General features: G+C 72.6%; 18 protein-coding genes. 12 read left to right on the forward strand and 6 right to left on the reverse strand.

Going from position 1 to position 18,401, the window contains the following annotated elements:
* Nucleotides 1-16: 16 nt before the first annotated feature.
* Nucleotides 17-1,813: an AMP-dependent synthetase/ligase gene (locus tag SPI96_RS05575; protein WP_414601918.1), complete on the forward strand. Its 1,797-nt coding sequence runs from the start codon at nt 17-19 to the stop codon at nt 1,811-1,813.
* A gap of 160 nt (nt 1,814-1,973) precedes the next feature.
* On the opposite strand, the gene SPI96_RS05580 is transcribed toward SPI96_RS05575, so the two are convergent.
* From SPI96_RS05580 to SPI96_RS05590, 3 genes are read right to left on the reverse strand one after another with little or no spacing between them, the layout of a single operon-like run.
* Nucleotides 1,974-3,242, reverse strand: a complete 1,269-nt coding sequence (locus SPI96_RS05580) for a TIGR01906 family membrane protein (protein WP_321081374.1) — start codon at nt 3,240-3,242, stop codon at nt 1,974-1,976.
* 36 nt (nt 3,243-3,278) lie between these two features.
* Complete coding sequence (gene ahcY, locus SPI96_RS05585) at nt 3,279-4,838, reverse strand: adenosylhomocysteinase (RefSeq protein WP_321081375.1); 1,560 nt, start codon at nt 4,836-4,838, stop codon at nt 3,279-3,281.
* Nucleotides 4,839-4,883: 45 nt separating this feature from the next.
* A complete protein-coding gene (locus tag SPI96_RS05590; RefSeq protein WP_321081376.1) occupies nt 4,884-5,087 on the reverse strand; it encodes a DUF3499 family protein in 204 nt (67 codons plus the stop codon).
* Nucleotides 5,088-5,137: 50 nt separating this feature from the next.
* Here SPI96_RS05590 and SPI96_RS05595 point away from each other — a divergent pair, with 50 nt between their 5' ends.
* Nucleotides 5,138-5,650: a hypothetical protein gene (locus SPI96_RS05595; RefSeq protein WP_321081377.1), complete on the forward strand. Its 513-nt coding sequence runs from the start codon at nt 5,138-5,140 to the stop codon at nt 5,648-5,650.
* A 13-nt stretch (nt 5,651-5,663) separates the two neighbouring features.
* On the opposite strand, the gene SPI96_RS05600 is transcribed toward SPI96_RS05595, so the two are convergent.
* Nucleotides 5,664-6,284, reverse strand: coding sequence for a WhiB family transcriptional regulator (locus tag SPI96_RS05600; RefSeq protein WP_321081378.1), 621 nt, complete (start codon nt 6,282-6,284; stop codon nt 5,664-5,666).
* A gap of 117 nt (nt 6,285-6,401) precedes the next feature.
* Here SPI96_RS05600 and SPI96_RS05605 point away from each other — a divergent pair, with 117 nt between their 5' ends.
* Nucleotides 6,402-7,061, forward strand: a complete 660-nt coding sequence (locus SPI96_RS05605; protein ID WP_321081379.1) for a TIGR03089 family protein — start codon at nt 6,402-6,404, stop codon at nt 7,059-7,061.
* A 10-nt stretch (nt 7,062-7,071) separates the two neighbouring features.
* Here the strand turns inward: SPI96_RS05605 and SPI96_RS05610 are convergent, their stop codons facing one another.
* Nucleotides 7,072-7,650, reverse strand: coding sequence for a GtrA family protein (locus tag SPI96_RS05610; protein WP_321081380.1), 579 nt, complete (start codon nt 7,648-7,650; stop codon nt 7,072-7,074).
* Nucleotides 7,651-7,800: 150 nt separating this feature from the next.
* Between SPI96_RS05610 and SPI96_RS05615 the strand changes: the two genes are divergently transcribed.
* The 4 genes from SPI96_RS05615 to manA are packed head-to-tail and all read left to right on the forward strand — an operon-like array spanning nt 7,801 to nt 12,459.
* Complete coding sequence (locus SPI96_RS05615; RefSeq protein ID WP_321081381.1) at nt 7,801-9,006, forward strand: 5-(carboxyamino)imidazole ribonucleotide synthase; 1,206 nt, start codon at nt 7,801-7,803, stop codon at nt 9,004-9,006.
* Nucleotides 9,007-9,065: 59 nt separating this feature from the next.
* A complete protein-coding gene (purE, locus tag SPI96_RS05620) occupies nt 9,066-9,557 on the forward strand; it encodes a 5-(carboxyamino)imidazole ribonucleotide mutase (protein ID WP_321081414.1) in 492 nt (163 codons plus the stop codon).
* A gap of 1 nt (nt 9,558) precedes the next feature.
* Complete coding sequence (locus tag SPI96_RS05625; RefSeq protein ID WP_321081382.1) at nt 9,559-11,163, forward strand: LCP family protein; 1,605 nt, start codon at nt 9,559-9,561, stop codon at nt 11,161-11,163.
* Between the two features lie 42 nt (nt 11,164-11,205).
* Nucleotides 11,206-12,459 carry a mannose-6-phosphate isomerase, class I gene (manA, locus tag SPI96_RS05630; RefSeq protein ID WP_321081383.1) on the forward strand — a complete coding sequence of 418 codons (1,254 nt, stop codon included), beginning with the start codon at nt 11,206-11,208 and terminating at the stop codon, nt 12,457-12,459.
* Between the two features lie 101 nt (nt 12,460-12,560).
* Here manA and glpX read toward each other — a convergent pair whose 3' ends face one another.
* The gene (glpX, locus tag SPI96_RS05635; RefSeq protein WP_321081384.1) at nt 12,561-13,577 is read right to left on the reverse strand and encodes a class II fructose-bisphosphatase; all 1,017 of its coding nucleotides are present in this window, start codon (nt 13,575-13,577) and stop codon (nt 12,561-12,563) included.
* A 114-nt stretch (nt 13,578-13,691) separates the two neighbouring features.
* Here glpX and SPI96_RS05640 point away from each other — a divergent pair, with 114 nt between their 5' ends.
* The 5 genes from SPI96_RS05640 to SPI96_RS05660 all read left to right on the forward strand — a co-directional run bounded on the left by SPI96_RS05640 (nt 13,692) and on the right by SPI96_RS05660 (nt 18,120).
* The gene (locus tag SPI96_RS05640) at nt 13,692-14,297 is read left to right on the forward strand and encodes a DUF4245 domain-containing protein (protein WP_321081385.1); all 606 of its coding nucleotides are present in this window, start codon (nt 13,692-13,694) and stop codon (nt 14,295-14,297) included.
* Nucleotides 14,294-14,926: a carbonic anhydrase gene (locus tag SPI96_RS05645; protein WP_321081386.1), complete on the forward strand. Its 633-nt coding sequence runs from the start codon at nt 14,294-14,296 to the stop codon at nt 14,924-14,926. The genes SPI96_RS05640 and SPI96_RS05645 overlap by 4 nt, the downstream gene beginning before the upstream one ends.
* Before the next feature lie 32 nt (nt 14,927-14,958).
* Nucleotides 14,959-16,383 (forward strand): class II fumarate hydratase, encoded by a 1,425-nt coding sequence (locus SPI96_RS05650; RefSeq protein ID WP_321081387.1) that lies wholly within the window; start codon nt 14,959-14,961, stop codon nt 16,381-16,383.
* 405 nt (nt 16,384-16,788) lie between these two features.
* A complete protein-coding gene (locus tag SPI96_RS05655; protein WP_321081388.1) occupies nt 16,789-17,307 on the forward strand; it encodes a hypothetical protein in 519 nt (172 codons plus the stop codon).
* Nucleotides 17,308-17,400: 93 nt separating this feature from the next.
* Nucleotides 17,401-18,120, forward strand: coding sequence for a hypothetical protein (locus tag SPI96_RS05660; protein WP_321081389.1), 720 nt, complete (start codon nt 17,401-17,403; stop codon nt 18,118-18,120).
* Nucleotides 18,121-18,401: the final 281 nt, after the last annotated feature.

The following is an 18,401-nucleotide window of genomic DNA, read 5'->3' on the forward strand; positions in this document are numbered from 1 at the left end:
CACCGAGCTCGTGGGCATGCCCGCGCCGGACACCAACGTCACGGACCTGATCCTGTCCTCCGCCGGCCAGGACCCCCAGGCCGCGGTCTACGCGGTGCGCAACGGGGCCGGCGGCTGGCTGGATGTGCGCTTCGACGCCTTCCTCGAGCAGGTCCGCGCGGTGGCCGCCGGCCTGATCGCCCGCGGGGTGCGCCCCGGGGACCGGGTCGCGCTGTTCTCGGCCACCAGCTACGAGTGGGCCGTGATGGACCAGGCCGTGTGGTTCGCCGGGGCGGTGTCCGTGCCGATCTACGAGACCTCCTCCGCGGCGCAGGTCGCTCACATCCTCGCGGACTCGCAGACCACCCTCGTCGGGGTGGGTTCGGCCGAGCTCGAGGCACGCACCGGCGAGGCCGCAGCCCAGGCCGGGGTGGAGGTGAGCACCTTCCCGATGACCTCCGCCGGCCTGCGCACCCTGGCAGCGGCCGGGTCGGACGTGGACGGGGCCGCCGTCGAGGAGGCCCGCTCCCGGGCAGGGATGCAGGACCCAGCTTCGATCGTCTACACCTCCGGCACCACCGGGCTGCCCAAGGGTGCGATCATCACCCACGGCAACTTCGCGGCCGCGGCGGTCAACGTGCTGCACTTCGCCGCCGACGCCATCGGGTACCGCACCCGCGGCGCGGACGCCCGCACGCTCATGTTCCTGCCGCTGGCGCACGTGCTGGCCCACGCCGTCCAGGTGATCTGCCTGCACGCCCGCATCCAGGTGGCCCATGCCCCGTCCCCGAAGACCCTCCGCGAGGATCTGGCCTCCTTCCACCCCACCTGGCTGCTGGGGGTGCCGCGCGTGTTCGAGAAGCTCGAGGCCGGCATCGCGGCCGCGGCCGAGGACGGCGGCAAGGGGTTCGTGTACGCCGCCGCCAAGCGGACCGCGATCGCCTGGTCCCGTGCTGTGGAGGCCGAGGCCCGCGGGGAGGGGCCCGGCCCGTCCCGGCTGCTGACCGCGCGTCGTGCGCTCTTCGACCGGCTCGTCTACCGCACGGTGCGCCGCACCCTCGGCGGAGAGGTGGGCTCGTTCATCTCGGGGGCCTCGGCCCTCTCCCCCGACCTCAACCACTTCTTCCGGGGCATGGGCCTGCCCGTGTTCGAGGGCTACGGCCTCACTGAGACGACGGCGCCGGCCACCGTGAACATCCCGCAGGCCTGCCGTGTGGGATCCGTGGGCCTGCCTGTGGCCGGGGCCCGGGTGCGGATCGCCGAGGACGGCGAGGTGCTGGTGGCCGGGCCCATCGTGTTCGGCGGCTATTGGGGCCAGCCGGAGGCCAGCGCCGAGGCCCTGACAGAGGACGGGTTCCTGCGCACCGGGGACCTCGGTGCCCTGGATGCGGACGGGTTCCTGCGGATCACCGGCCGGAAGAAGGACGTGATCGTCACCGCCGGCGGCAAGAACGTGTACCCGGCACCCCTGGAGGAGACCATCCGTGAGCACCGGCTGGTGGAGCATGTGGTGGTCGTCGGGGACGACCGCCCCTACGTGGGGGCACTGATCGTGCTGGACCATGAGGAGCTGACCCGCTGGAGCCTGGACCGCGAGCGCAGCCTGACCCTGGCCGAGGCCGCCACGGACCCGCAGGTGCTGAAGACCCTCCAGGCCGCCGTCGACCGCGCCAACGCGAGCGTGTCCCGTGCGGAGTCCATCCGGCGCATCCGGGTGTTGGACCACCCGGTGACCGAGGCCACCGGTCATGTGACGCAGTCGCAGAAGCTCAAGCGCGCCCAGGTGATCGCCGACTTCGCCGATGAGGTGGATGCCCTCTACGCCGAGCACTGAGGCGGCACCCCTCATGTTCCGGGGGCGAAAGGGGCCGGAATTCACGAGGAATTCCGGCCCCTTTCGCCCCCGGAGCGCTGGTTGAGGGAGCGGTTGCGCTGGTGGTGGTTCGCCCCTCGGAGCGCTGGTGAGGGTGGAGGGGGTCAGAGGGTGGAGGGGGTCAGCGCGTGTGGGCGTCCTCTCGGGCCCAGCGCAGGCGCGTGGCCTCCAGCTGGGTACGGCGGTCGCGTGCGAGTTCACGACGACGCCGGCTCGGCCACGCCGCCACGAGCGTCGCCAGCGCGGGCAGCACGCAGAGCAGCCCGACCGTCAGTGCGGCGTCCAGCCAGAACTGGCCCGGGTAGAGCCGGATGAGGGCATCCCGCGGGGAGAACGTCCACGTGCCGTCGGCGAAGAACAGCGAGTGGAAACCCGCGAAGAAGCCCTGCCAGTTCAGTGCGGCCAGCACCGCGAACACCACGAGGGCCACGAGCATCCACGCAGCCCCGGCGAACAGCGCCCGACGCACGCCGCCGGGGCTGGTGCGGTGCAGGTACACGGCCAGGGCCACGCACACCAGGGTGAGCAGCACCCCGACGGCGGTGGTCCAGAGCATGACCGTCTTCACGTCCGTCATGTGGGCCACCTCCTGCGCGGTGAACAGCGGGGCGCCCTGGTGGGTGAGCGAGGACAGGTACCGCGGCCCAGCGAGATTGTGCAGGAAGTCCAGGCCGGCGGAGCCGTAGTGCATACGGTCCGCCGTGCTGAATCCGAACCCGTCCGCCGGGAACCCTGGACGGTGGTACTCCAGCCACAGGAACAGCGGGGTGGCCACGAGCCGGACGGCGGCGATCAGCAGCACGAACGGGGCGAGCACCGCGAGGGCCACCTGCGCCGCGCGGGGTGCGCCCACGGGCAGGCGCGAGGCCTCCCGCAGCCGCACCTCGTCCGGGACGACGGCGGCCCCGTCCCCGGGGCACCGGTCCGCCGGGTGCGACCCCGCGGCGGCCGCACCGAAGCCGGCCGGGACCGCGCCACCCGACGCCGATGCCGACGCCGACAAGGCGCTCGCACCCGAGGCAGCGGCCGGGCCCGACGCAGCCGGCCCCGAGGCGGCGGCCCCCGGCACCGTGAAGGACCCGGAGGCGGGCTCCACCCGGCGGGTGGCGACGACCGGCTCCGGCCCGGAGGCCTCGGCCCGGCGGCCTCCGGCCCGTCCGGCGTCCTGGCCACGCAGGGCGGCCAGGTCCTCCGGGCTCAGCGCGGAGGTGTGCTGGTCCCGGTGCGTGTGGGGGCCGGCGTCGCCGGGGCCCTCCTCCGCCTGCCCGAGCACCGCGGTGCGGTCGAGCGAGCGGGTGGGCTCGGCGTCGTCGTCCTCGACGAAGGCCCCGTAGTCCAGACCGGATTCGAAGTCCTCGGACCCGGCCCGGCCGGTCTCGTGAGAAGCCATGGTCGTCCTTCCTCGCCGGCCGCCAGGGGCGGCCGCTCAGTACCGGTAGTGGTCGGCCTTGTAGGGGCCGGCCACGTCCACGCCGAGGTACTCGGCCTGGGACTTGGTGAGCTCGGTGAGCCGGACGCCGAGGGCGTCCAGGTGCAGGCGGGCGACCTTCTCGTCCAGCACCTTCGGCAGCACGTACACCTTCTTCTCGTAGTGCTGGCCGGTGAGGGCGCCGGTGCCGGTGGAGCCGCCGAACAGCTCGATCTGCGCCATCACCTGGTTGGTGAAGGACGCGGACATCACGAACGAGGGGTGGCCGGTGGCGTTGCCCAGGTTCAGCAGGCGGCCCTCGGAGAGCACGATGATCGAGCGCTCGGACTCGGTGCCGGCCTCGAACGTCCACTCGTGCACCTGCGGCTTGATCTCCGTCTTGCGAACCCCGGCCACCCGGTTCAGGCCGGCCATGTCGATCTCGTTGTCGAAGTGCCCGACGTTGCCGACGATCGCCTTGTCCTTCATGGCGAGCATGTCCTCGGCCATGATGATGTCCTTGCCGCCGGTGGTGGTGATGAAGATGTCACCCTCGGAGCGGACGTCCTCCAGCCGGGCTACCTGGTAGCCGTCCATCGAGGCCTGCAGCGCGCAGATCGGGTCGATCTCCGTGACGATCACGCGGGCACCCTGGCCGCGCAGCGCCTCGGCCGCGCCCTTGCCGACGTCCCCGTAGCCGCAGACCACGGCCACCTTGCCGCCGATCAGCACGTCCGTGCCGCGCATGATGCCGTCCGGCAGGGAGTGGCGGATGCCGTACTTGTTGTCGAACTTGGACTTGGTGACGGAGTCGTTCACGTTGATCGCGGGGAACAGCAGGCGGCCCTCGGCGGCCAGCTGGTAGAGGCGCATGACGCCGGTGGTGGTCTCCTCGGAGACACCGCGCAGGGTGGCGGCGGTGCGGGTCCAGTGCTGCGGGTCCTGGGCGAAGACGGCGGCCAGGCGGCCCAGCACGTGGCGGTACTCCTCGGAGTCCTCCTCCGTGGGGGTAGGGACGGCGCCGGCCTGCTCGAACTCGAGGCCCTTGTGGACGAGGAGGGTGGCGTCGCCGCCGTCGTCGAGGATCATGTTCGGGCCGCGCTGAGGGTCCTCGGCGGCACCGGGCCAGGTGAGGATCTGCGAGGCGGTCCACCAGTAGTCCTCGAGGGACTCGTTCTTCCACGCGAACACGGGCACGCCCTGGGGCGCCTCCGGGGTGCCGGAGCCCACCACGACGGCGGCCGCGGCCTCGTCCTGCGTGGAGAAGATGTTGCACGAGGCCCAGCGGACCTCGGCGCCGAGCGCCGTGAGAGTCTCGATGAGCACGGCCGTCTGCACCGTCATGTGCAGGGAGCCGGCGATGCGGGCGCCCTTGAGCGGCTGGGAGGGGCCGTACTCCTCGCGCAGGGACATCAGGCCGGGCATCTCGTGCTCGGCCAGGCGGATCTGGTGACGGCCGGCCTCCGCGAGGGAGAGGTCGCGGACGGCGAAGTCGAAGGGGGCCCCGGGCACGGTGGCGCGGTTGGCGAAGGAGGGGTCGACGTCCGGCGTGAGGCGGGAGGCGGAGGTGTCAGTCATGCGGGTCAGCCTACCGACTGGGCCGGACACGTCAGGGGCGGGCCGTCACTGTTCGTCCGGGAGCGGAACGCGCAGCACCTCCCACCCGAGCGGCGCGGTGATCCGGCGGGCGTGGTCGAGGCAGAGGTCGTAGATGTGGGGCTCGGCGCGCTGGGCCAGGGGGCCGATGACCACCTGGGAGTCGGCGTAGTTGTACGTCAGCGTGGCCCGGGCTGGGCTCTGGCATCCGGTCTTGCTGCATCGACGCATGGCTCCCACGGCAGACCAGCGTACCCGCGCCGGTGCCCTAGCATGACCGCATGCCCGACGACCCCTCGGCCCGCCCCGACCCCCTGGCCCCGCTGCCGCAGCCGCTCTCCGGCCGTGTCCGGGGCAGGGGCCGCCGCCCGGGGCGCCGCCGGGACGTGCGGGGCCGGGGCCTGCGCAGCCCGCTGCCGTTCGGCCCCCGCGCGGACCGCGGGCGCACGGCCCAGCTGGTGGCCGCCGTCGAGAAGGCCGTGGACCGGCTGGCGGGGCTGGACTCGCCGGCGCTGCGGCACGTGACCGCGCGCGTGGAGCGTGTGCCGGACCGTCTGGAGCAGCGCCTGGCCCTGTTCGAGGCCGGCGCTGGGCACGACGACGAGGAGCTGTTCGCCCGCGCCGAGCGGGACGGCGCCCACGGGGTGAGGCTCACACTCTACGAGCGGCCGCTGCGCGAGGCCGCCGAGCCGGCGGATCTGGAGGAGGCGATCTACGCGGTGGCGCTGAGCCGGGTGGCCGAGGCGCTGGCCGTGAGTCCACACACCCTCGACCCCACATGGGGCAGGGCCTGAACCCTAAGACCCGTCAGTGGCCGCGGCGCAGGCGGCGGCGCTCACGCTCGGAGAGCCCGCCCCAGATGCCGAAGCGCTCGTCGTTGGCCATCGCGTAGTCGAGGCACTCGGCGCGCACGGTGCATGCGGCGCACACGCGCTTGGCGTCCCGGGTGGAGCCGCCCTTCTCGGGGAAGAACGCCTCGGGGTCGGTCTGGGCGCAGAGCGCGTCCACCTGCCAGGCCAGCTCCCCCTCGACCGGCTCCACCGTGACACCGGGCAGCGGGGCCCAGTCGAGTCCCGGACGCGTGGGCTCGGGCTCGGCGCCCTCGGCCGTCTGCGGCGTCTCGGCCGACGACAGGAGGTCCGTCGGCTGCAGGGTCTCGGGGGTGCGCGGGCGCAGGGGGGTCACGGTGGCGACGGGCGTGCCGGCGCCGTCGAGCCCCGTGCCGCCGAGGCCGTCGGCGTCGGTCCCGGCGGTGCCCTCATGGGCGGCGAGGAAGGCGGTGGCGAGGTCCTCGAGGGCGTCGGGCTCCTGCCAGGCCCCGGCGTCGGCCGGGTCCACGTACCAGTCGTGGGGGACGCCGCGGCCGCGGGAGAGCCCTGCGGGGCGCTCCGGGAGCGCCGCGTCCTCACGTCGCTGCGTGTTCTCCATGGTGGTCCCCTCCCGAGGGTGGTCGTATGTGCGGCGGCGTGGCACGGCCAAGATTACACCGGTGTGATTCGCCCCTCCACCGGGCCCCGGCAGGCCGCCGGATGCCACACTGAGGCCATGGTCTCCCTCTCATCCCCCCGCACCGCAGGCCCTCTGCTGCTGCGCCTGGCCTCCTCCCCCCGCCCGGCCCTGATGCAGGCCCCCGACGCCGGCCCCGACGCCCCCGCGGGCCCCGCACCCGGGAGCGTGGACGAGCGGATCGAGCTCTCCGGGACCGTGCTGGTGAACTGGGCGGCCAAGACCGCCGGGCTGCTCGCCGACGAGGGCCTGACCCCGGGCGACACGCTCCGCGTGGACCTGCCCGAGCACTGGCTCTGCCACGCCCTGACCCTCGGGGCGCTCGTGGCGGAGGCGAGGCTCGGCTTCGGAGGGCCGCAGGGCCCGGCCCCGGCGTTCGTGCTCACCGACCGCCCACAGGCCTGGACGGACCCGTCCGTGACGGTGCTCCACGTGCGGCTGCCCCGGGGCCTGGCCCCGCAGGCGGAGGGGGTGCCGCACCCCGACCCCGCCGTGGTGGACGTCGCCACGGAGATCCGCGCCCAGCCGGACGCCCTGCCCGGGCCCGCGGCCCACGTGCACGCGGACAGCCTCGACGCACCGGACGGCCTGGACGTCCCGGGCACAGCCGACGACGCCGGCCCGCGCCTGGACCGGGCCCGGGCGGCGGCGGCGCTGCGCACCTGGGGCGCCGGTGGCACCGTCACCGTGCGCGGCTGACCGGCGGGGGTCAGTGGGCGGCGTCGTGCCCCTCGGCGTGCCGGTGGCGGTGGCGGACGTCCGCGGCGTCCTCCCGGTGGGCGTACACGACCGGGATCTGCCCGGTGAGCACGGCGATGTCGTTCTCGAAGCCGGGCTCCTCGTCCAGCTCCTCGCGGAACACCCAGAAGCGGTAGGCGAAGTACCGGAACACGGTGCCGAAGAACAGGCCGATCACGTTGCCCGCCACGAACAGGCCCATCGGGTCCGTCACACCCATCGCGTACTGCGCGATCCACACGCACCCGGCCTGGATGCCCAGGCCGATCGCGTTCATCACGAGGAACATCACGAGCTCACGCGTCTTGTTGGTGGAGCGCTTGTCCCGGAAGGTCCAGTAGCGGTTGGCGACCCAGCTGAAGAGGGTGGCCACCACGCCGGCCACGATCTTGGCCTTGACGTTCGAGCCCTGCATCGGCCCGTGCATGAGCCACCAGAACACGCCGGAGTCGATGACGAACGCCGCCGCGCCGACCGTGCCGAACTTCGCCACCTCGCGCCACAGCATCCGCACCATCACGACGGCGCGGCCCCAGAGATCGTTGTGCATGGGCAGAGGACACCTCGTGGTCGTCAGGCGGGGAACGGTGGGAACACTGTAGCCCTCCCGACGGGCGCTCGAGTCCGTGCCGCGGCGTCGGACGCCGACACCGGAGCGGATCGTGAGCGTCCTCCCAGCCGCCGCCGCTAGCCTGGTGCGGTGACTTTCCCTCGACTCGGTGTGATCGGCGGCGGGCAGCTGGCCCGCATGATGGCGGCCCCGGCCGCGGAGCTCGGCGTCCCCTTCCGTGTGCTCGCGGAGGCGGAGGACGCCTCGGCCGCGCAGGTGGCCCCCCATGTGGTCGGCGACCACACCCGGGTGGAGGACCTGCGCGCCTTCGCCGCCACCGTGGACGTGGTGACCTTCGACCACGAGCACGTGCCCACCGAGCACCTGCGCGTCCTCGAGGCTGAGGGGGTGGCGGTGCGCCCCGGCCCCGACGCCCTCGTACACGCGCAGGACAAGCTCGTGATGCGGGCCGCCGTCGAGCGCCTGGGCCTGCCGAACCCGGCCTGGGCCCCGGCCTCCGACCTCGAGGACGTGCTCGCCTTCGGCCAGGCCCACGGCTGGCCGATGGTGCTCAAGACCGCCCGCGGCGGCTACGACGGCAAGGGCGTGCTCGTGCTCGCCGACGCCGACGCCGCCCGTACCTCCGCCGAGGAGGGCACCCTCGGGCAGTGGCTGGCCGCCGGCGTGGCCCCGCTGCTCGCCGAGGCCCACGTGCCCTTCACCCGCGAGCTGTCCGCGCAGGTCGCCCGCACCCCCTCGGGGCAGGTCGCCGCCTACCCGGTGGTCGAGTCCGTGCAGACCGACGGGGTGTGCGATGTCGTCACCGCCCCCGCGCCGGACCTCGACCCCGCCGTGGCCGAGGCCGCCAGCGCCGCCGCCGTGCGCCTGGCCGAGGCCCTCGACGTGACCGGCATGCTCGCCGTCGAGCTGTTCGAGACCCCCGGTGTGGGCCCGGGCTTCCAGGTGAACGAGCTGGCGATGCGCCCGCACAACTCCGGCCACTGGTCCATGGACGGCGCCGTGACCGGCCAGTTCGAGCAGCATGTGCGGGCCGTACTGGACCTGCCCCTCGGGGACGTCACCGCCCTCGGCCGGGGCACCGTGATGAAGAACCTGCTCGGCGGCACCCGCAAGGACCTCCACACCGGTTTCGCCGAGGCCCTGGCCGCCCACCCCGAGGCGAAGGTGCACACCTACGGCAAGGGCGTGCGCCCGGGCCGAAAGGTCGGGCACGTGAACGTCGTGGCCCTGGGTGAGCGCACTCTCGCAGACGCGGCGTCCGCCGCCGAGTCCGCCGCCGCCGTCCTGCGCGACGGCGCCACCCCCTCCGACCCCACCCAGGAGCCCCGCCCGTGAGCACCCCCGCCCCCCTCGTCCAGCCCCTCCAGGACCAGACCCCCCTGGTCTCCGTGGTGATGGGCTCCGACTCCGACTGGCCCGTGATGCAGCAGGCCGCCCTGGCCCTGCGCGAGCTGGGCGTGCCGGTGGAGGCCGGTGTGGTGTCCGCCCACCGCATGCCCCACGAGATGGTCGCCTTCGGCCGGGACGCCCACGAGCGCGGCATCCGGGTGATCGTGGCCGGTGCCGGCGGCGCCGCCCACCTGCCGGGCATGCTCGCGGCCGTCACCCCCCTGCCGGTGATCGGCGTGCCCGTGAAGCTCAAGAGCCTGGACGGCATGGACTCCCTCCTGTCCATCGTGCAGATGCCCGCAGGCGTGCCCGTGGCCACGGTGTCCATCGACGGCGCCCGCAACGCCGGCCTGCTGGCCGCCCGCATCCTCGCCGCCGGGGACACCCCCGAGGCCGAGCACCTGCGGGGCCGCCTCGCAGCGTTCGCCGAGGACCTCAACGCCCAGGCGCGCGCCAAGGGCGCCCGCCTGCGGGACCGCCTGACCGACGAGGCCTGAGATGGCCCGCCCCGACCCGCTGCGCGACCCGGTCCGGGACCCGCGCTGCGCCAGCGCGCCCGAGCGCACCCGGCGTGCGGCGATCCTCCTGCTGCTCACCGCCCTGGTGCCCGGCGGCGCCCAGGTGGTGGCCGGAAACCGCCGTTGGGGCCGGCTGATCCTGCGCGTCACGCTCACCGTGTGGGCCGCCATCCTCGTGGCACTGCTGTGGGCGGCGTTCTCCCGGGGCTCGCTGCTGAACATGCTCGCCTCCGACGGCGCACTCGCGGTGCTCTCCGGGGTGCTGGTCGCGCTCGCGGTCGGCTGGGCCGTCGTGTGGGTGGACACCTTCCGGCTGATCCGCCTGCACCTGCTGGCCCCCGGGGCACGCCTGATCACCTCGGCTGCCACTGTGCTGGTGCTCGTGCTCACCACCGGCGGTCTGCTCTACGGCGGCTGGGCCGCCCATGTGGGGCGCGGCTCGCTCGGGGACGTGTTCGGGGACGGCCCGGCCCTGGAGGTCGCCGAGGGTCGGTACAACATCCTGGTGATGGGTGGCGACGCCGGCGAAGGCCGCGCCGGCCTGCGCCCGGACTCCATCCATGTGGCCTCCGTGGACGCCCGCACCGGAGCGATCACGATGTTCTCGCTGCCCCGCAACATCCAGAACGCGCAGTTCACCGAGGACTCCCCGCTGTGGACGGTGTACCCCACCGGTTTCGACTGCGGCGACGAGTGCATCCTCAACGCCCTCTACGTGGACGTGGAGGAGAACCACCCGGATCTCTACCCCGGTGCCGAGCACCCCGGGGCGGAGGCCATGATGGACGCCGCCGGCGGTATCCTCGGGCTGGACGTCACCGGCTACGCGCTCATGGACATGGGCGGCTTCGAGCAGCTCATCGACGCCATGGGCGGGGTGGACATCATCTCCGGCGGGTATGTGACCCACCGCGGCACCCGCCCGGACGGCACCTGGGGCAACGCCTGGTGGGCGCCCGGTCGCCACCACTTCGACGGTGCCGACGCCCTCGCCTTCGCCCGCTCGCGGCACTGGGCCACGGACTACTCCCGGATCCGTCGCCAGCAGTGCATGCAGGCCGCGATGCTGCGCCAGTTCACGCCGGCGACCGTGCTCACCCGCTTCGAGGAGATCCTGCAGGCGGGCACGCAGATCGTCACCACCAACATGCCGCAGAGCCAACTGGGCACCTTCGTGGACCTCGCCGAGCGCTCCCGCGGGTACGAGATGCGGCGCCTGACCATCGGTGCCCCGGACTTCGGCACCGCCGCGGACAAGTTCAGCACGCACCCGGACTTCGACCTCGTCCACGCCCGGGTGCAGGAGCTGCTGGACCAGGAGCCAAGTCCCCAGGCCGCCGGGATCGGCGCGGACACGGCTCTGGCCGGGCCGGGCACCGGGTTCTCCGCACTGCCGCTGCTGACGGCGGCGACCCCCTCCCCGAGCGCCTCGACGGGGGGGCCCTCCACGTGGCCGGACCCGCCGACCCGCCCGGACGGCCAGCCGTTCACCCTGGAGGATCTCATGCACGCCGAGGACGCCGGCCAGGAGGACGTGCTGATCCACGCCTCCTCCACGAACGACCTCTGCGCCCCCGCCCGCTGAGCACAGCACAGATCCCCTCCGGCCTGCCCTAGGGTGGTGCCCATGTTCGTGCTCTCCCCCATCGTCCGTGACTACGCCTGGGGCTCCCCCATCCTCCTGGCCGAGCTCGAGGGGCGCGAGCCCACGGGCGCCCCCGAGGCCGAGATGTGGCTGGGGGCGCACCCGGGGGCCCCGTGCGCCGTCGTCGCCGAGGACGGCACTCGCCGCGGCCTGGACGAGCTGATCGCCGAGAACCCCGAGCGCATGCTCGGCCCTGCCGCCGGGGCGGGCCGCCTGCCCTACCTGATGAAGCTGCTGGCCGCGGCCCGGCCGCTGTCCATCCAGGCCCACCCCACGCTCGAGCAGGCCCGGGCCGGGTTCGCCGCCGAGGAGGCCGCGGGTGTGCCCGCCGACGCCCCCCACCGCAACTACAAGGATGACAACCACAAGCCGGAGATGATCGTGGCGCTCACGCCCTTCTCCGCCCTGTGCGGATTCCGGCGCCCCGAGGAGGCCCGCGCCACCTTCGAGCGCCTCGCCCAGGCCCTCACGGAGTACAGCGACGGCGATGCCACCGCCGTGGCCGTGGCGGCCCGGCGCCTGGCCGTGCTGCTGCAGGACGAGGACGTGGAGGGGGCCTTCACCGCGGTGCTCGATCCGGCGTCGGTGTGGACGGCCGAGGGCGGGGTGGACGAGCTCGTCGAGGCGCTGCGGGCGATGCCCGAGCTCGTGGCCCAGGACGAGGCGCTGGCCACCGCGCTCGAAGCCGCCGAGCACTTCCCCGGGGACCCGGGTGTGTTGGTCACGCTGCTGCTCAACCGGGTGGACCTCATGCCCGGCCAGGCCATCCACCTGCCGGCCGGCAACGTGCATGCCTACCTCGAAGGCCTCGGCGTGGAGGTGATGGCGGCCTCGGACAACGTGCTGCGCGGCGGGCTGACGCCCAAGCACGTGGACGTGCCGGAGCTGCAGAGGGTGGTCGCGTTCGAGCCGCTGCCGGTGCCGTACACGGGCCCGGAGGAGGAAGGTCCGGGCGTCCTGTGCTACCGCCCGCCCTTCGAGGAGTTCGAGCTCGCCCGGCTCAGTGCCGCTGATGCCAGCCCCGCCGAGGCCCTGCACCGGGTGAACGGCCCGGCGGTGGCCGTCGCGGTGGCCGGCCGGGCGGTGCTCGGCTGCGGCGGCCGCACCGTGCGGCTGCGTCCGGGCCAGGCCGTGTTCGTGCCCGCCGCCGAGACCGCCGGAGCCCCGCTGCGACTCACTGCGGAGGGGTCCGAGGAGGCCGTGGTCTACGCCGCCTCGCTGCCGAGCGTGCGCTGACGCGACCGCCCCGGGTCCGACGGCGCCGGCGTCGTCGGACCCGGGGCGCGTCGGCCCCGGGGCGGGCTCAGCGGACTGCGGGGCTCAGCGGGCCAAGTGGCTCAGCGGCCTGAGGGCAGCCACTTGCTCCACTTCTCGGCGTGGTGCTCGGCGTCCACGGTGCGCACGGTGCCCGAGTGGGAGCGCATCACGATGGACTGGGTGTGCACCCGGCCCCCACCGAAGCGGACCCCGCGCAGCAGGTCGCCGTCGGTGATGCCGGTGGCGGCGAAGTAGCAGTGGTCCGAGGTGACCAGGTCGTCGGTGGCGAGGACGGCGTCGAGGTCGAGGCCGGCGTCGAGGGCCTTCTGGCGCTCCGCCTCGTCCGTGGGGGCCAGACGCCCCTGGATCACACCGCCGGTGGCCTTGATGGCGCACGCGGTGACGATGCCCTCGGGGGTGCCACCGATGCCCATCATCATGTCCACGCCGGTGTCCGGGCGGGCCGCGGCGATGGCGCCGGCGACATCGCCGTCGAGGATGAACTTCACCCGCGCCCCGGCCTCGCGGATCTGGCGCACGAGGCCCTCGTGGCGGGGGCGATCGAGCACGCACACGGTCACCTGGGAGACCGGCTTGTCCAGGGCCTTGGCCACCAGGGCCACGTTCTGCTTCACGGGCAGGCGCAGGTCCACGAGGCCCGCGGCTGCGGGACCCACCACGAGCTTGTCCATGTAGAACACGGCGGAGGGGTCGAACATGGTGCCGCGCTCGGCCACCGCGAACACGGACAGGGCGTTGTTGTAGCCCATGGCGGTCAGGCGGGTGCCGTCGATCGGGTCCACGGCGACGTCCACGGTCGCCCCGGTGCCGTCGCCCACGTGCTCCCCGTTGAAGAGCATCGGGGCCTCGTCCTTCTCGCCCTCGCCGATGACGACGACGCCGTCCATCGCGACGGTGTCCATGAACGCGCGCATCGCGTCCACGGCGGCGCCGTCCGCGGCGTTCTTGTCACCGCCGCCGACCCACGGTGCGGCGGCGATGGCCGCGGCCTCCGTGACACGCACCAGCTCCATGGCGAGGTTGCGGTCCGGCACATGGGACTCGTAGTCGGTCTTCTCCGAGGACGTCGTCGTCATCGTGTCTCCGGTTCCTTCGATCGCGGTGCGCCGCACTCTGGCCTGCGCCGGGGCCACTCTGCCCACGGCGCCATCCTAGTCCGGGAGTTCGGCACCGAATGGCACAATGCTCAGGTGAGTACTCCCGCCCCCGAGGCCGACGGCCACGCCGCACGGCCCCTGGCCCCCGCGCCCCGGCCGGTGCTGACCGCGAAGCAGTCGATGCGCGCCCGCCAGCCGTGGATCGCCATGGTGCTCTCGGCCCTGGCCGTGATGGGCGTCGTCCTGGCGCTCGGGGTGCTGCACCCCTCCCCGGCGCAGCCGCCCCTCGAGGACCGCGTGGACGTCGCCGACGCCGCCGGCACCGTGCCGCGGGGGGCGGGACTGCCGGCCCTGGCCCCGGACGTCCCCGAGGGCTGGACCTCCAGCTATGCGCGGCTCGTCCCGCTCGACGGCGTGCAGACCTGGGACGTCGGGTGGGTCGTGACCCCGTCCGTGTTCGCCGGGCTCCACCAGGCCGACGACGCCGACCCCACCTGGGTGGGCCTGCGCGTGGGCACCGCCCCTGCGGTGGGCACGCGGGAGGTCGACGGGATCGTCTGGAGCCACCACGCCCCCCGGGACTCCCGGGACCAGCACCTCGTCGCGGAGGTGGACGGCACCACGGTGGTGCTGACGAGCAACGGCGGCCTGCCGGTGCTCGAGGACCTCGCCCGCGCCGTCGCCAAGGAGACCCAATGAAGACCGACAGCACCCGCCGCCCCACCCCCCAGGAGGCCTGGGAGGTCCTCGCGGAGGGCAACCGGCGCTTCGTGTCCGGGGCCCCCGGGCACCCCAACCAGGACGCCGAGCACCGGTACGGGCTCACCGCCGGGCAGGAGCCCATGGCGGCGATCTTCGGCTGCGCCGACTCCCGGCTGGCCGCGGAGATCATCTTCGACGTGGGCCTGGGCGACGTGTTCGTGGTCCGCACCGCCGGCCACGTGATCGACGACGCCGTGCTCGGCTCGCTCGAGTACGCGGTGGACGCCCTGAGGATCCCTCTGGTGATCGTGCTCGGCCACGACTCCTGCGGCGCCGTCACCTCCACCGTGGAGTCCTACATCTCCGGGGACATGCCCCCGGGCTTCATCCGCTCCCTCGTGGAGCGCATCACCCCCTCCGTGCTGGCCGGCCGCCGTCGCGGACTGGAGGAGATCGACGACTTCGTAGCCGAGCACGTGGACCAGACCTGCGACCGCCTCATGGAGACCTCGCAGTCGGTGCGGTCCGCCGTGGAGGAGGGGAGGACCGCCGTCGTCGGGCTCACCTACTCGCTCTCCGAGGGCACCGCACGTGCGGGGCGGGTGCGCGGCGACCTGAAGGTGTGACGTCCGCCATGGTGTCCTCCTAGGATGACCCCATGACCGCACAGAACCCTGAGCAGACCTTCCGCATCGAACACGACACGATGGGCGAGGTGAAGGTCCCGGTGGACGCCCTCTACCGCGCCCAGACCCAGCGTGCCGTGGAGAACTTCCCGATCTCCGGCAAGACCCTGGAGCCCGCGCACATCCACGCCCTCGCGCAGGTGAAGAAGGCGGCCGCCAAGGCGAACGCCGAGCTCGGCGTGATCTCCCAGGAGAGGGCGGACGCGATCGTCGCCGCCGCGGACGAGGTCATCGCAGGCCAGCACGACGGCGAGTTCCCCATCGACGTGTTCCAGACCGGCTCCGGCACCTCCTCCAACATGAACACCAACGAGGTGCTCGCGACCCTCGCCACCCGGCGCCTGCAGGAGGCCGGCTCGCAGGAGGAGGTGCACCCCAACGACCACGTCAACGCCTCCCAGTCCTCGAACGACGTGTTCCCGACCTCCGTGCATGTGGCCGTCACGGGGGCGCTGGTGAACGACCTCATCCCCGCTCTGGAGCACCTGGCGCAGTCCCTCGAGCGCAAGGCCGAACAGTTCTCGGGCATCGTGAAGGCCGGACGCACCCACCTGATGGATGCCACCCCGGTGACCCTGGGCCAGGAATTCGGCGGGTACGCGGCGCAGGTGCGCTACGGCGTCGAGCGGATCGAGGCCTCCCTGCCGCGCGTGGCGGAGGTCCCCCTGGGCGGCACCGCCGTGGGCACCGGCATCAACACCCCGAAGGGCTTCTCTGCCCGCGTGATCGAGCTGCTCGCCGAGGAGACCGGCCTGCCGATCACCGAGGCCCGTGACCACTTCGAGGCCCAGGCCAACCGCGACGGGCTCATCGAGGCCTCCGGCCAGCTGCGCACCATCGCCTACGCATTCATGAAGATCAACAACGACCTGCGCTGGATGGGCTCGGGACCGAACACCGGCCTCGGCGAGATCGCTCTGCCGGACCTGCAGCCGGGCTCGTCGATCATGCCGGGCAAGGTGAACCCGGTGATCTGTGAGGCCGCGATCATGGTGGCCGCGCAGGTGATCGGCAACGACACCACGATCTCGCTGTCCTCCACCAACGGCGCCTTCGAGCTGAACGTCGGCATCCCGGTGATGGCCGCCAACCTGCTGGAGTCCATCCGCCTGCTCGCCAACACCTCCCGCGTGATGGCGGAGAAGATGGTCGACGGCATCGAGGCCAACGAGGAGCGCTGCGCCTTCCTGGCCGGGGCCTCCCCCTCGATCGTGACCCCGCTGAACAAGGTGATCGGCTACGAGGCCGCCGCCACGATCGCCAAGCACGCCGTGAAGAACAAGATGACGGTGCGCGAGGCTGTGGTGGACCTCGGCTACGTGGAGCGCGGTGAGGTGACCGAGGAGCAGCTGGACAAGGCCCTGGACACCATGTCCATGACGCATCCGGGCGAGTGACGCTCCGCCGGCTCACCTGAGCCTCTGGCACCGCTGAGGGCCCCTCCCCCACCGGGGAGGGGCCCTCGTCCATGGTGAGGGCCGGGACATCCGCAGGCGTGCCGGATATCACCCTCCCAGGAGTGATGTCCTACTGACAGGTATCTCCCTGGATGCACAGCATGAAGAGCGGACCAGGTCTGAAGAAGTGCATATTTCAGGCCGATGACCCTCATCGAGAAGGGCACCGGGACACATGTAATACAGGATTCACGTACATTCCGCATCACCAGGCGACATGCAGTTTCGGAATACTGAGCCGGTCATCACGTCGCGCGGCAGAGTCGCCCATCCCCACCCACGCCTCCCGCGCGGGCACGGTGCCGAACCCGCGCGGACGCCACGTCTCACGAAGAGGCTCCGACTGTGAACGATCAGCACCCCTCCGGCACGGTTGCGCAGGCCCGTACCGTCTCCCGCCGCACCGTCGCCACCGGGCTGGCCTGGGCCGCCCCCGTCGCCGTGGCGATCGCCGCGGCTCCCGCCCAGGCCGCCAGCCCCATTCCCTGCGATCAGGCGGGCGCCTGGACGGACTTCTTCTCCGACGCCGGCATCTCGTTCACCTCCTCAACGGGAGCGTGGTCCCTCCCCGTGGCCAACATCGACCCCGGCACCAGCCTCACCACGACGCTCATCCTCACCTTCACCGACGGTACCTCCGTAACAGCACCACCGCTCACCCTGGGCCCGGCAGGAAGCGACGGCACCCCCACGGAGGGCTCCGTGGACCTCCCCCTCGACGGCGACACCCATGCGCTGCGCAACCTCGAGGAGATGACCATCGTGGAAGAAAGCGCGTACAGCGGCGCGCTCCCCTCCTTCTATACCTTCGACGCCTCCTCGTGCTCCATCGACGTAGACAGTCAGTCAGGGGGCCGTCAGTAGACGCGGCCCGAGCCCGGACCACCGCCCCGTCCCGCGCACGAAGAGTGATGCGGCCGACGCCCCTCATGCCCCGTTCGACAAGGAATGACCACCATGACCACGCCCTCGCGCATGATCTCCCGCCGCACCGTCGCCACCGGGCTGGCCTGGGCCGCTCCGGCCGCCGCCGCCGTGGCCGCCGCGCCGGCCTACGCCGCTTCCCAGTCCCAGCTGACAGCGTCAGACGTGCGTGTCAACATGTGGGTCTACCGCTACTATCGTCTGCCCCCTGAAGGCTGTGCGACTGGGGGTGGCTTCATCGACCTCCAGGGGTGCACTTCCGCCAGCGGACCTGCCAACGCCACCAGCACTGTCAGCGACTGCCTGCGAGACCCGAACGCGTCCACCGGCTACTGGCTGGAGACCAGTAACTCCACCTCGGGCGTCGCACGGGTCGACTCCATCACCGCCACATACACCTTCAGCAACCCGATCGTGATCGACCCTTGCCCCAATGGGACCTACAATCAGGACACCACTGCCACCTGGCAGTGGACGGAGTGCACCACGCTCAACGGCTGGACCCTCACCCTCTCCCCAGACGGGAAGACGCTGACCCTGCAGTATTCGATCCCGACCCTGGTCAACACCTCCACAGACCTCCCCGGCAGCGGCGACTACCTGCCCGGCTACTTCATCAACTACCACACCGCAGATCCGTGCATCGCCCGCCTCACAACGGTCTCCACCCGACACTCCATGACGTACGCGACGGCCACTGATCCGAACGGCGTCGTCTACACCCGGTCCACTTCCGCTCGACGCCTCATCTGACACTCCCCCGCATCCACTTACACGAGCGGCCCGCCGGCGGCCCCTACCACCATCGCGGGGCCGAAGGGGATCGCGGTGCGACGGCCTACGCCGCTTCCCCGTCCCAGCTGACAGCGTCGAACGTGCGTGTCACCATGTGGGTCTACCGATACTATCGTCTACTCCCCTGAAGGCTGTGCGGCTGGGGTTGGCTTCATCGACCTCGGGACTGATGCCTGAGCATCTGATTGCTTGAGTTTTAATTCCAGCTTGACCTCACATACCGGCGGGGGCAGGAAGCC

This window comes from Micrococcus sp. (assembly GCF_034179925.1).
GTDB lineage: Bacteria > Actinomycetota > Actinomycetes > Actinomycetales > Micrococcaceae > Micrococcus.